The sequence below is a fragment of the Mycobacterium sp. NAZ190054 genome (assembly GCF_001545925.1).
Lineage (GTDB): Bacteria > Actinomycetota > Actinomycetes > Mycobacteriales > Mycobacteriaceae > Mycobacterium.
Window position 1 is genome coordinate 1 of the sequence record NZ_LMVQ01000080.1, and the last position, 12,978, is coordinate 12,978.

At 67.5% G+C, this 12,978-nt stretch carries 15 protein-coding genes and 1 riboswitch; all 15 genes read right to left on the reverse strand.

Features of this window, described 5'->3' with window-relative positions:
• Positions 1-530 (reverse strand): enolase C-terminal domain-like protein (locus ASJ79_RS07510; protein ID WP_304439103.1); only part of this gene is annotated, 530 nt, incomplete at its 3' end.
• A gap of 65 nt (positions 531-595) precedes the next feature.
• Positions 596-976: a multidrug efflux SMR transporter gene (locus ASJ79_RS07515; RefSeq protein WP_067954098.1), complete on the reverse strand. Its 381-nt coding sequence runs from the start codon at positions 974-976 to the stop codon at positions 596-598.
• Positions 977-978: 2 nt separating this feature from the next.
• The gene (locus ASJ79_RS07520; RefSeq protein WP_067954099.1) at positions 979-1,293 is read right to left on the reverse strand and encodes a multidrug efflux SMR transporter; all 315 of its coding nucleotides are present in this window, start codon (positions 1,291-1,293) and stop codon (positions 979-981) included.
• A 12-nt stretch (positions 1,294-1,305) separates the two neighbouring features.
• Positions 1,306-1,372, reverse strand: a riboswitch (guanidine-III (ykkC-III) riboswitch).
• Positions 1,373-1,520: 148 nt separating this feature from the next.
• Positions 1,521-3,083, reverse strand: coding sequence for a long-chain-fatty-acid--CoA ligase (locus ASJ79_RS07525; protein WP_067954100.1), 1,563 nt, complete (start codon positions 3,081-3,083; stop codon positions 1,521-1,523).
• Between the two features lie 71 nt (positions 3,084-3,154).
• Positions 3,155-3,742, reverse strand: a complete 588-nt coding sequence (locus ASJ79_RS07530) for a TetR/AcrR family transcriptional regulator (protein ID WP_067954101.1) — start codon at positions 3,740-3,742, stop codon at positions 3,155-3,157.
• Between the two features lie 7 nt (positions 3,743-3,749).
• A complete protein-coding gene (locus ASJ79_RS07535) occupies positions 3,750-4,709 on the reverse strand; it encodes an oxygenase MpaB family protein (protein ID WP_067954102.1) in 960 nt (319 codons plus the stop codon).
• Between the two features lie 173 nt (positions 4,710-4,882).
• Positions 4,883-5,464: a hypothetical protein gene (locus tag ASJ79_RS07540; RefSeq protein ID WP_067954103.1), complete on the reverse strand. Its 582-nt coding sequence runs from the start codon at positions 5,462-5,464 to the stop codon at positions 4,883-4,885.
• A gap of 2 nt (positions 5,465-5,466) precedes the next feature.
• Complete coding sequence (locus ASJ79_RS07545; RefSeq protein WP_067954104.1) at positions 5,467-6,273, reverse strand: mannan-binding family protein; 807 nt, start codon at positions 6,271-6,273, stop codon at positions 5,467-5,469.
• Entirely contained in the window at positions 6,273-6,914 is a 642-nt protein-coding gene (locus tag ASJ79_RS07550; RefSeq protein ID WP_067954110.1) for a hypothetical protein, read from the reverse strand. The genes ASJ79_RS07545 and ASJ79_RS07550 overlap by 1 nt, the downstream gene beginning before the upstream one ends.
• Positions 6,915-6,939: 25 nt before the next feature.
• On the reverse strand, positions 6,940-8,190 hold the full coding sequence (locus tag ASJ79_RS07555; protein WP_067954105.1) for an MlaD family protein: 1,251 nt from the start codon (positions 8,188-8,190) through the stop codon (positions 6,940-6,942).
• On the reverse strand, positions 8,187-9,461 hold the full coding sequence (locus tag ASJ79_RS07560) for an MlaD family protein (RefSeq protein ID WP_067954106.1): 1,275 nt from the start codon (positions 9,459-9,461) through the stop codon (positions 8,187-8,189). Before ASJ79_RS07560 ends, ASJ79_RS07555 begins: the two co-directional genes overlap by 4 nt.
• Positions 9,461-10,579, reverse strand: a complete 1,119-nt coding sequence (locus ASJ79_RS07565; RefSeq protein WP_082753708.1) for an MCE family protein — start codon at positions 10,577-10,579, stop codon at positions 9,461-9,463. Before ASJ79_RS07565 ends, ASJ79_RS07560 begins: the two co-directional genes overlap by 1 nt.
• A 22-nt stretch (positions 10,580-10,601) precedes the next feature.
• On the reverse strand, positions 10,602-11,648 hold the full coding sequence (locus ASJ79_RS07570) for an MlaD family protein (RefSeq protein WP_067954107.1): 1,047 nt from the start codon (positions 11,646-11,648) through the stop codon (positions 10,602-10,604).
• Positions 11,641-12,696: an MlaD family protein gene (locus ASJ79_RS07575; protein ID WP_067954108.1), complete on the reverse strand. Its 1,056-nt coding sequence runs from the start codon at positions 12,694-12,696 to the stop codon at positions 11,641-11,643. Before ASJ79_RS07575 ends, ASJ79_RS07570 begins: the two co-directional genes overlap by 8 nt.
• Positions 12,693-12,881, reverse strand: coding sequence for a hypothetical protein (locus ASJ79_RS07580; protein ID WP_067954109.1), 189 nt, complete (start codon positions 12,879-12,881; stop codon positions 12,693-12,695). The genes ASJ79_RS07575 and ASJ79_RS07580 overlap by 4 nt, the downstream gene beginning before the upstream one ends.
• Between the last annotated feature and the right edge of the window lie 97 nt (positions 12,882-12,978).

Sequence of the window (12,978 nt, forward strand, 5' to 3'; positions counted from 1 at the left end):
ACCCGGACCCGGACCCCGGGCTGTGCGTCGTCGGACTGCTCGGCCGGGACCAGGTAGTCGAACTCGCGGTCTAGGTGCGGCACGGTGAGCATCGGCAGCACACGGGCCACGGGCTCGTGTTCGGCGGTCAGCGCTTGCGCCGCGGCCACCGCGTCGTCGACGGACCAGCCGCCGTTGGCGTCCACCCGCACCGTCGGCACCGCTGCGCGCACGGCGTTGACGCGGGCCACGTCGTCGGCGAGCGTCTGACCGGGTTCGGCGACCTTCACCTTCGCGGTGCGCGCCCCCGGGAAGCGCGCGAGCACCTCGGGGACGTCCCCGGGCGTCACCGCGGGTACCGTCGCGTTGATCGGGATGCGCGTGCGCCGCACCTCGGGCAGCGCCCGGTAGGCGGCCTCGACACCGGCGGCCAGCCAGTGCGCGGCCTCCTCGGTCCGGTACTCGACGAACGCGCCGAACTCGCCCCAGCCGGCGGGGCCGTCGATCAGCGCCAGCTCGCGGGTGGTGATGCCGCGGAACCGGACCCGCATCGGCAACGCCACCACGTGCAGCCGGTCAAGGATGTCGGTGAGTTCGACCACCGGTTCATGGTGCCTCAGCGGCCGGAGTGTTCGAGCAGCCGCGGCGCCCGGCCGTCGGCCTCGGCCGCTTCGGCGGGGCCGGTCGGCAACAATTTGAGGCCGACGACGGCCACGATGATCCCGGTCAGGAAAACCACCTTGGCCGGCGAGACGGCCTCGGCGCCGGTGGCCATCGCGTAGCCGACGGTCAGCGCCGCGCCCAGGCCCGTCCACACCGCGTACGCCGAGCCGATCGGGATGTGCTTGGCCGCCCAGCCGAGGCCGCCGATGCTGAGCACCATCGCGACCCCGAACACCGCGGTGAATAACGGATCGGTGAAGCCGTCGGACTTGCCGAGCGCGGTCGCCCACACGGCTTCTGTCACCGCGCTGAGAATCAGCACCGTCCAGGGCATGGTCAGCTCACCGCCTTCAGCCCGACGACGCTGCCGACGAGCACGACGAGCAGCAACACCCGTGCGGTGGAGGCCGTCTCCTTCTTGGTCACGATCGCCCACAGCACCGTCAGCGTCGCGCCGATACCGACCCAGACGGCGTAGGCCGTGCCCGTCGGCAACGACGTCATCGCGTACGCCAGCCCCGCCAGGCTCGCGGGCATCGTGACCGCGACGACCAGGACGGGTCGCCATCTCCGGAAGTTGTTCGACATGCCGAGTGCCGTCGCCCAGACCGCCTCGAAGAAGCCGCTGATCACGAGAACCAGCCACGCCACAAGACCCTCCTCGACGAGTCAGTCTTGTCGCTGCGGGTACTGCTCCCTCGTCCGCCAGCACCCGGGATTGGGCGCTGCACCAGTCACGTTACCCACTAGTTTCGGACGCGTCATGTCCCGGAAACATATGGTGACCGGAGTCTCCGGCGCGACGGGACGCCGAACGTACGCACGATGACGGGGAACCGGTCCGGAGGTGTCAGGGACCGTACGCTCGGCGCCGCGTCTTAGACGGTGGCGCGGTCGCGGCCGTCCCAGTGCGGCTTGCGCAGTTCCTTCTTCAGGACCTTCCCGGTCGGGTTGCGCGGCAGCTCGTCGGTGATGTCGACGGTCTTCGGGCACTTGTAGGCCGCGAGCCGTTCGCGGGCGAACGCGATCAGCTCCGCCTCGGTGGCCGAACCCTCGAGCACGACGACCGCCTTGACGACCTCGCCCCACTTCTCGTCGGGGACCCCGATCACCGCGACGTCGGCGACGGCCTCGTGTTCGGCGAGCACCCGTTCCACCTCGATGGAGTAGATGTTCTCCCCGCCTGAGATGATCATGTCCTTGAGCCGGTCCTCGACGAAGATGTAGCCGCCGTCGTCGACGCGGCCGACGTCGCCGGTGCGGAACCAGCCGTCCTCGGTGACGGCCTCGGCCGTCGCCTCCGGGTTGTTGTGGTATCCCCTCATCAACTGCGGTGAGCGGAACCACAATTCGCCCTGCTCGCCGGTCGGGACGTCTTCGAGGGTGTCCGGGTCGACGACCCGGACCTCGGCGTTGGGTACCAGCGTGCCGGCGCTGGACAGGCGCTCCTCCCGGCCCGGGTCGCGGTGCGCCTCCGGCAGCAGATGGCTGACCACGCCGCACAGCTCGGTCAGGCCGTAGGCCTGCATGAAATCGGTGTTCGGCCAGGCCTGCAACGCCTGACGCAGCAGCGGCAGCGGCATCGGGGAGGCCCCGTAGGCGAACGTCTTCAGCGCGCCGAACAGCTTCACCGCGTCCTCGCCGGCCTCGAGCACCTTGGCCAGCACCGCGGGCACCAGGAACGTGCGGTTGGCGCCTTTGAGGATCGCCCCGGCCAGGGTCATGCCGTCGACGTCGCGGGTCATCACGCTCGGGAAGCCGTCGTGAATCCCGAACTGCACGTAGGACGATCCGCCGACATGGAACAGCGGCATCGACGCCATGTTCTTGTCGCCCTCGTCGAACTCGAAGCCTTCGTGGGCGTTGACGGTGTGGGCGATGATGTTGGCCTGGGTCAGCTCGACGCCTTTCGGCCGGCCAGTGGTGCCGGACGAGTACATGATGATGCAGACGTCGCCGGGTTCGACGTCGTCGGAGCGTCCGACGGGGGTGGCGGCCTCCAGCATCGCCTCGTACTCGTCGCCGCCTTCGGGTTTGACCGAGATGACGTGCTCGATGTGGGTGAGCTTGTCGCGGATCCTGTCGATCGACGGCTTGAACTCCTCGCCCACGATGAGCAGCTTTGCGTCCGAATCGTTGAGCACATAGTCGAGTTCGTCGGCGGCCAACCGGAAGTTGACGATCGCGGTGGCCGCTCCGAGCGATGCCGCGGCGAGGGTCAACTCGACGCATGCGGGGTGGTTCTTGTCGAGGAACGACACCACGTCGCCGCGGGTGACGCCCCGGTCGGTCAGCGCACCGGCGAGGCGGCGCACCCGGTCGTTCCACTGCGACCAGGTCCAGGACCGGTCCAGGTAGTCCATGGCTTCGTCGTCGGGTTTGACGCTGGCCCAATGGGCGAGGCGTTCGTCGAGGAATCGAGGTTGGGGCAGCTCTGCCATGGTCAGCAGCGTGCCACGCCGATGTTCGCCGCTGACCGGATTCGCCCAAACGCCCCCATTTCGGGCACGGGTCAGTACACGAGCGGTGCGAGGTAGGTGCGGGCGTAGCGCGCCACGGCGTCGTCGTCGTCGACGTCGAGGACCGGCGTGCTGACCTGCACCAGCGAGGCCGCGAGCCGGATGTGCATCTCGGCGACGGCCAGCAGCTCGTCGTCGGGCATCTCCGCACCGGCCGCCCGCAGCGCCTTGGCCATCGCGGTGGACGCGCTGACCAGGAACAACCGTGCCTCCTCGACCATCTCGGTGGTGGCGGTGAACTCGCCGTCGAGTTGGAGGAACCTGCGCATCACGGGTTCCCCGGTGAGCAACCGGATGCCTTCCCGGAACGCCGCGACCGCGGCCTGTTGCGGGCCGGAGTCGATGGCCACCGTCTGCAGCCGCGCCATCGCGTAGTCGAAGGTCTGCCGCCCCAGTTCGGTGATCAGCGCGTCGCGGCTGGGGAATCTGCGGTACAGCGTGCTGCGGCTGACACCGGCCTGGCGGGCGATCACGTCCATGCTCAGCCGGCCGACACCCACCAGCGCGACCTCTTCGGCCGCGGCCTTGAGGATCGCCGACTCCTGCTCGCCAGGGGTGTTCCTGGTGCGTGCGCGCCGCATCGGCGGGTCAGCCTGCCGGGCAGCGGCCGGCCGGCGGCGCGAACGAGTCCAGGGCGACCGAACGGTGCAGCCGCACCAGCTTCTCGTACTCGATTCTGTTGCGGGCCAATGGGATCAACAGGATCCTGTCCGGCAGCGTGCGCCATGCCAGCTGCAGCAGCCGGGTGTACAGGGCGAACTCGCGGTCGTGGCGCGCGTCCCATTTGAAGCCGGTCATCTCCCGGATGCCGGGGTGCAGGATGCCGAACGAGCAGACCGTCAGCACGCGGCCGGCCAGCGGCCGCAGCGCCAACCAGCCCGGGGTCAGTGCCAGTCGCAGCGCCGGCGGCAGGACCAGTGTCGGCAGCGGAAGTCTGGTGAGGTTCTCGGTGACCTGGCGCAGGAACGGGTTCGATGCGAGCTCACCGGCGACCATCGACTCGTAGTACTGCTCCGCCTCGGCACAGGTGGCGGGCAGCTTGGCGTTCTTGCCGGGCAGTTCCAGCGACCGGAACCCTTCCAGCAGTTGCTGATACGCCGCCTCGCGCTCGTCGTCGGTCAGCGTGATGCCGGTGCACGGGGTGAACGAGTTCAGCACCACGAACAGTCCGCTGACCGCGATCCAGTTCCACAACCGCGGGTCCAGTGCGCTGTAGCGCACGTCGGCGAACTCACCGGTGCCGCGGCCGCGCACGTCGCGGTGCATCCGCTTCAGCCGTTCGCCCTCGGCGGCCCTGTCGGTAGCATCGCCCCAGATCGCCAGCAGCGCCGAGAAGCCACTGCGCACACCGCGATCGGCGAAGTTCGCCGCGAACCGCCCGGTCTTGTCGACCGCGGCGGCGACCGGGACCAGGGCGACCTCGTCGAATGCGGCGGCGCCGAAGAGTCCGCCTAGCACACTGCCGGAGTGCTTGCGGAACTCGTACATCACCTTCGGCCGGACATGGCCGGACGTGTGCTGCTCGGACTGTTCGACGACCGCGACCATTGCGCCTCCCGACATTGCCTTTGACACAAAGACTAGCTTTTTGTGTCAACATGTCAATGGCGCGGGGATGAGCGTGCGTTTCGTGCGGCGCGAGCGTGCGTGAAATAGCCGATTTGCCCGCGTGTCGCGCCGCAGACTCGCACGCTCGCGCCACGGGCGTGGGGCTTAGGGGGCTAGGCTCCGGCGCAGACCCCGGAGTCGCGGATCACGCTGCCGTAGACGTTGGCCGTCGCGATGTTGGCGTTGATCTGCCCCGACGGCATCCGCTGTTTGATCTTGTCGCTGATCTGGGTGAACTGGAACCACAGCCGGTAGATCGAATCCCCGTGGAACAACGGCGAATACTCGCTCTGATCCGGATAGTTGACGATGAACAGCGTGTGGGCGCGGGGGTCCAGGAACGCCGCCGACTGGTCGAGGTTGGCGGCGACGATGTCACCGGCCTCGGTGACCCCGGGCCGTGACCAGTAATCGCCCTGGTCGGCGAGGTAGCGCTGAAATCCGAACACCTGGTTCATCAGCTCGCCGTACTGGGCATTGATCCACTGGCAGGATTCACGTTGCGCGGTGATCTGTTCCGGCGTGACGCGGATCTGCCAGAGGTTGTACGGGAACGGCGTGTAGTCGGGTTGCCAGTCCGACGGGTACGGCGTGAACACCGGCAGGGTGGGAGCGGCCGGCTCGGCGTGACTCACCGGGGCCAGGGCCACCAGCCCGGCCAGCAGCGCCGCCATCCGTCCCGTCCACCGGAACATGGCTACGATCCGCCGAATTCGGGGCGCAGGACCGGCGCCAGCGCCGCGAGTGGGATGTGCGCCTGCACCGTGCCGCCGTCCATCGACCATTGCATGATTCCGGGCGTGAAGTTCGTCGGACGGTCACGGCCCACCGGATAGTCCGGCATGTAGATGATCAGCTCGTCGGGCGTCAGCGCCCACGCCTTGTACGCACCGGAGTAGACCTTGTCCGGGGTCCAGCGATCGGGGGTGAACGGATAGGTGCCGGGCTGGTGCGGCGGCGGTGCGGCATCGAGGGCAGCGACGATAAACGGCGCACCTAGACGCGGGATCTCGGCCAGGTGGTCGACGCCAGGTTTGAACAGATCGGCCAGTTGCAACTGCCGCCCACCGGAGAAGGTAAAGGTGCGGTAGGCGTCGCTGACGATGGGCGCGTTCGGATGCGCCAAGGCGTCGGTACCTACCGTACCCGAGTACATCTCGTGGAACACGGCCGTCATCACCTCGCCACGATGAAAGATCTGGAAGTGCTGCTCTCCGAAGCTGTTCTGGACCATCTTCTTCGCCGCATTGCGCCAGTTGTTCATCAGGTTGGTGAGGTACTCCCGAATTGCCGGGTTCTCCACGAGGTCGCCGGGCAGCGCCATCTTGATGTCTCGGGTCGCTTTTCGCTCCGACACCACTGATGTCGTACAGAATTGCCCGTCCCACTGACCGCCAAGCTCATCACAGAACGAGGGAGCTGACGCCGACGCAGGCGCTGTGGTGGCCAACACCGCCGTCGCCACCACAGCGACAGCACTACTGCAAATGAACCGGCGTACCATTAGGGAAGCTCGACTTTACTTGCGCGCCAACGTCCGTCGACGTACTCCATGGTCATCTTGATGCGGCTGCGGTCGATGCGCGGGTCAGGCACGTTGGTGTTGGTGACCGACTGGTCGACGAACAGCAGCACCACGGCCTTGTCCTTCGACGCGGACTGGACCGCGGATTCGAGGACGACCCCGTGGGCGGCCGCCTTGTTGTCGATCAACAGCTGCCGCAGCTCCGTACTGGACTGCGAATACATGTCTTTGAACTCGCCGGTCGCCCCGTCGAGCACCGCGTCGAAGTTCTCGTCGACCCTCTCCGAATCGATACTGGTCAAGACCTGGGCGTAGTCCGCCGCCGCTTGCCGGGCCTGTTCTCCGGCCTGCGCCACCTGACGTTCCTGCCACAACTGCCACCCCAGGAACCCGACCGCGGCGAGCAGCACCACGAACGTCGCAGCCACCGCGCCCCACAGCAGCCGGCCGCGCCGATCCTTCGCAACGCGCGGGTCGGCGTCCCCATCGTCGTCGCTGTCGTCGGCCTTCTCGTCGGCACCGGCCTCCGCCCCGGAGGCGGCAGGAGCGTCGGAATCCTGTACGGCCTCGACGTCGGGCTTCTCGCCGGTGTCGTGGTCTTCGTCAGTGCTCACGGACATCATCATCTCCTAGCGACAGGTCGGTTCAGCGGGGCGGCTCGAGCGGCAGCGTCGGGCCGCCGTAGGGCGTCGGGATCGTGTACCGCCCCTTCGGGCTCGGATCGGTCTGCCGGCCCAGGTCGGCCCCCGCCGGCGGTCCGGCGGTGTCGTCGCCGGCGGGCCGCGGCGCGTTCTTCGCCCCGCGGACCAGGATTCCGGGGTGGTCGTCCCGGCAGTAGGTGTACATGAACGGTTCCGGGAAGTCCGCCGACGACGGCGGCAGCTTCGGCGTGCCGTAGTCACAGGTGTAGCGCGGATAGATCTCGGCGGTGCCCCACAACCCACCGGTGTGCATCGCGCTGCCCAGGGCGTCGAGCACCGACGTGCGATGGGTCGGGAACAGCGCGTTGAGCGCCGGAACCCGCAGATAGAGCAGCCGGGACGTGGTGGTCAGATTGCCCAGCAGCTGCACCATGGTGTCGGAGTTGTCGAGAAAGAGGTTGTCGACCGCGGCCAGCCGCTCCGGGGTCTGATCGGTCAGTCGCCGGTAACCCTCGCGCATCCTGTTGATGCCCTCGAAGCTCTCGGTGAGATTGTCCGATGCGACATCGATTCCGGCGTTCTTGTCGGCGACCATGGTGAACACCACCTGGCTGGTCCGCAACAGCGAAGTGGTCTCGGGCAACACCGAATCCAGGGTGGACAGCAGGAAGGTGCCGCCGTCGACGATGTCGGCGAGCTTCTGCGGTCCGGCGTCGCTGAGGCTGAGTTCACGCCGGATCAGTTCGAGCTTGCCGACATCCGCCTGCGCCAGCGCCCCGTCGGCGTTCGCCAGCAGCTCGGCCAGACTGACCGGAACGGTGGCCCTGCCCGGCCCGACCACGGCGCCGTCGGCGAGGTACGGGCCCGTCTCCGTCTCCGGGACGAAGTCGATGTACTGCTCACCGGCCGGGGACAGCCCCGACACCCGGACCGCCGAGGATTCCGGAATCTGCACCGTGGACTTCACATTCACGACGGCGCTGACACCGGCCGGGGTGATGTCGAGCCGTTCCACCCGCCCGATCTGCACACCGCGCAGCGTCACGTCCTGGTTGGGCAGCAGCCCCGCCGACTCGGGCAGCTCGACGGTGAGCCGGTAGCTCGACGCGAACGGATTCACCCGTAGCGCACCGAACAACAGATACGCGACCGCGACGACGAGCGTCAGGACCAGGGCCAGCGCTGACAGCCAGGTGCGGCGGCGATAACCGAACCGGACGAGACCGACGATCCGGTCCGCGGCGCCGGCGATCACCGGGGAGCCTCGGCAGGTAGCGCGGGCGGTCCCGGTTGCGGCGCCGCTTGGGGCGCGTGTGGTGCCGGTGGCGGTGGCGGCTGCGCCGGGGGAACGGCGATGATCTCTCCGGGTTCGGTCGGGCTGGGGATCACCGGGATCTGCGGGACGCCGGGCCCCTTGCCCACGACCCGCTCCTGCAGCCGGAACAGGGTGTACTTCAGGGTCCCGACCAGTTGATGCCAGTCGTGCCGCTTCGGGCCGTGCAACCCGGTATCGCCGGCGAATCCGATGTCGGGGATGGAGCCCAGCACCAACCGGTCGACACTCGCATCCAAGGCGATCGCGTTGCTGGTCATGTTCTTGATGAACGGCGGCATCAGCCGGTTGAGCGCGTAGAGCGTGGCATCCGGTGCCAGCGCGACGTCGTTCCAGGCGGCGGCGACGGTGTTCGCGTCGGCGATGACGCTGCGGCCGCTGGTGTCGGTACCGGCGATCGACGGGAACTTGCGCAGCTGATCGGAGACGTCACCGACCTGGGTGACGAGGTCCGCGATCTGGGTGGTGTGGGCGGCGAGCGTGTCGGTGGCCGGCCGCGCCTCGGCCATCACGTCGCTGATCATCTGGTTCTTGGCCGCGATCTCCGAAGCCAGCCGCGAGGTCTCGTTCATCGCCGTGGAGATCTCTTCCGATCGCGCGTTCAGCTTGCCGAGCGTCTGGTTGGTTTTCCTGATCAGGTTCCCGAACGCCTGGCCTTCCTCGCCGGTCGCCTTGCCCAGACCGTTGATGATGTTGGTGAAATTGCGCACGGCGCCGCCGTTGACCAGGATCGCCGCGGAGCCCAGCACCGACTCGACGGTCGCCGCGGCCGTCGTCGACCGCAATCCGATGGTGTCCCCGTCCTTGAGCAACGGCGTTCCCGGTTCCACCCGGTTCGGCGGTTTGATCGCGACGAACACGTCCCCGAGCGGGGTGGCGGAACGCAATTCAGCCGTGCTGCCTTGAGGTAACAGCACCCCGTCCATGATCCGCAGCGTCGTCACCGCGGTGTAGTTGCGGGCCACCATGGACTCCATCTGGCCGACGTCCGCGCCGGCGAGCTTCACCTTCGCGTTGGCCGGCAGGTTCAGTGCATTGGAGAACACCGCGGTCACCCGGTATCCGCCGGATCCCACGTTCGGCGCCGGCAGCGGCAGGCTGGCCAGGCCATCGGTGGCGCAGCCGGAAACGGTGAGGCACACCGTCATCGCCAGGGCAGCGGCCGGCCGGCGGCGGGTTCGGATCGTCCTCATCACTTCTGCCCCATCGCCGCGAGCCCGTCGAGCATGTAGCTCAGCCCGAAGTCCGGTCCGAAGTCCTGCAGAGTGCCCGTACTGCAGCCAAGCTGCCGCAGGCCCATCATGTTGCAGACCTCCTTGATCAACTGGTTGTCGAAGAGGACCTTGTCGGTGACCACCTTGATCCGCAGGGCACCGTTCTTCTGGTCGGCGACGTTGTACAGGTTGTCCAGCGTCATGGGCGCGACATCGAGGAACTCCATCAGGTCGCGTTCGTGATCGACGGCGGTGTTCAGGACGATGTCGCCGTTGGCCACCAGATCCTTGATCGAATCGCGGTGGGCTTCCAGCACTTCCCCGGTGTGGGTCAGCACCTCGTTGATCTTCCTACCGGTGGTGCCGCTGCCGAGGTTCTCGTCGGCCAGCACCTGGCTCAGGGCCCGCACCGACGAGCCGAACTCCCGCATCATCGCGTCGTTGCGGGCGGCCGCGTCCGACAGGGAGCTCACATTGCGGACGATGGTGGTCAGCTGATCCTTGGTCACGGTGCCGCGATCGGCGCTGAGCCGCAACGCGTTCGACAGTTCCCCCAGCGCGTCCTTCATCTGCTGGCCGTTCCCGTCGACGATCGCAGCGCTGGCGTCCACCACATCGGCGATCGGTCCGTCACCCTTCCCGTCACCGCGCAAGGAGACCGAGAGCTTGTCGAGAACGTCGAGCACCCGGGCGAACTCGACCGGCGTCCGGGTGCGGTTCAAGCCGATGGTGTCATGGTTCTGCAGGGTGGGGCCGTCCTGATACGGCGGAGTCAACTCGATCTGGCGATCGGTGAGAATCGAGTTCGAGATGGTGGCCGCCTGCACGTCGGCGGGCACCTTGACGTCCTTGTCGACGGTGAACTCGACTTCGACGTATCCACCCTTCGGGGTGATCTCGGTGACCTTGCCCACCGGCATCCCCAGCACCGCCACCGTGTTGCCCACGTACAGACCTGCCGCGCTGTCGAATTGGGCGGTCACGGTGATGGTGTCGAGCCGGTCCCTGGCGAACTGCACCACCAGGACGGCGACCACCAGCACCGCCGTCAGGCCGATGGCGGCGACGGCGACGATTCTGGACCTGGCGCTTCTCACACTCGCTCCTCGTGGGCCCGGCTCATTTGCAGTCCTGGAAGTACTCGATCAAGCCGAACTGCTTGGCCCGGCCGCTGATTGCACACATCCAGGAATCGACCAGCATGCCGTTGGAGGCGTTGAAGTCGATGGCGTTACCGGTGCCGGTGATGTTGGTCAGGTTGCGCAGCGCGATGGGTGCGGTCTGCAGGATGCTGCGCACCATGCCGTCGTTCTCGCCGAGCAGGGTGGAGAGTTCACGCAGACTGGTGAGCAGCTCCTCCAACTCGGGGCGTTCGTCGATCACGGTGGTGCTCAGCCGCTGCACCAGGTTGGTCAGCGCGTCCATCATCGCGTGGAACGTGGCGCGCCGTGCGATGAACTCTCCGAGCAACGAATTACCTTGGTCGACAAGGCTTCCGATGGTCGCCTGCTGGCGGCGCAGCGTGTTGCTGACCATCTCGGTCGTCTTCAGCAGCTCACCCAACTGGTCGCGGCGCTTCGCGATGATCGTCGACAGGGTGTGGGTGTTCTCCAGGGCCTGCGGAACCACCGGGGGCAGGGTCTTCAGCTGTTCGCCGAGGATCGCCAACGTCTGCGCGAACTGATCGGTATCGACCTGTTCGTAGGTGGTGGCCACGTCGGACAGCGCCTCCTGCAGGTCGTAGGGCACCTCGGTGTGGGTCAGGTCGAAGGTGTTGTCGGGCACCGATCCCGGACCGTCCGGGTAGATCGCGAGGTAGCGCGACCCGAGGATCGTGGTGACCTTGATCGAGGCCCGCGAGTCCTCACCGAGAACCACGTCGTCGCGGATCTTCAGGCCCGCCTCGACATAGTCACCGGCGAGTTCCATGCTCGTCACCTCACCCACCGGGATCCCGGCGACGGTGATCGGGTGGCCGGGTTGCAGCGCTGCGGCCTGCAGGAAGTGCGCGGTGTAGTGGCGGTAGCCGAAATCGGCGACCCTGAACAGCAGCAGCGTTCCGACGAGCACCACGACCACCACGACGGCCACGACACCCAGCCAGACGGTGCTGTAGCTCTCCAGCGGGCGACGCCTGCGCCGCGGCTTCTGAGTTCGATCAGCCATTGGCCATGTTCCTGCACTTCGGGGTGTAGCGGGTTTTGTTGCCGGGCGTGGCGGCCGCGACGACGATCGGGGTCACGTCGTTGAGTCCGGGGAAGAACGCGGTGGCGTCCAGGTTGCACGCGTACGCGTTGGCGTAGGTGCCTTCGCCGGTGATCCGCGCGAATCCCTTCAGCAGCAGGGGCAGGTTGGCCCCGACGAACGCCAACTGCGGCTCGATCCCGAGCATGTGCTTGGCGAAACCCGGTTGGCGCTGCACGAGTTCGTTGAGTGGGGTGTACACCTCGTCGGAGATCGTCGACAGCTGGCGCATCACTTTCGCGATCGAGCCCATGGACTCGACCAGCTCGGGGCGTCGCGCGTCGAAGGTCGAAACCACCGACCGGGCCTGCCCGACGATGTGGTCGAGGTCGTCGTTGTGTCGGGCGAGATTGGCGACCACGACGTTCAGATCGGTGATCACCGCGCCGAGTTCCTCGTCCTGTCCGGCGAACGCGTCGGTCAGCTCGGCGGTCTGGTCGACCAGGGCGGTGATCGACCCCTGGTCGCCCTGCAGCGACTGGATGACGCCCTTGGTGAGATTGTCGGCGTGCCGCGGGTCGAGCACGCTGAACAGCGGCTCGTACCCGTTGAGCAACGTGCCCACGTCGAAGGACGGGTCGGTCTGTTCGACCGGGATGACACTGCCCGCCGGAAGCGGGTCCGGCTCGCCCAGGCTGCCCAGCGACAGACCGAGATACCGTTGCCCGACGATGTTCTGGTAGGTCACCGACGCCACCGTGGTGCCCAGCACCTGCTGGTCGTCCTGCACCACGAAGGACACCTTGGCCTGATCGCCTTGTAGTTCAATGCTTTCCACCCGGCCCACCCGCACACCGGCCATGCGTACGTCGTCACCCTCGCGCAACCCGAACACGTCGGTGAACATCGCCGCGTAGGGCACCGTCGACCCGGACACGTCCCGGCGCAGCGTGACATAGACAAGCCAGGTCAGGGTGAGCGCCACCACCATGAACAGCGACAGCCCGATCAGTGCGCCGCGCGACTTCATCGGGGCTCCTCTCCCGCAGCCGGTTCGGCCGGCGACACCGTCATCCCGCGGGTCACCGGGCCGAGCAGCAGTTGGGTTGCCGTGGTGACCGGTTGGCCGGTGATGACGCTGAGCGTCGCGCGCTCCTGCGCGCTGCCGACCGGGCCGACGTTCCCGCCGGACGCGTGATCGCCGGCAAGGATCACCGCATCACGACGCTGCCGTGGCCCGGGTCCAGATGGACCGCCAGCCGCGACATCACGGAACCGCCGAAGGAGACGTTCCGCCAGTGGTGGGCCCGTA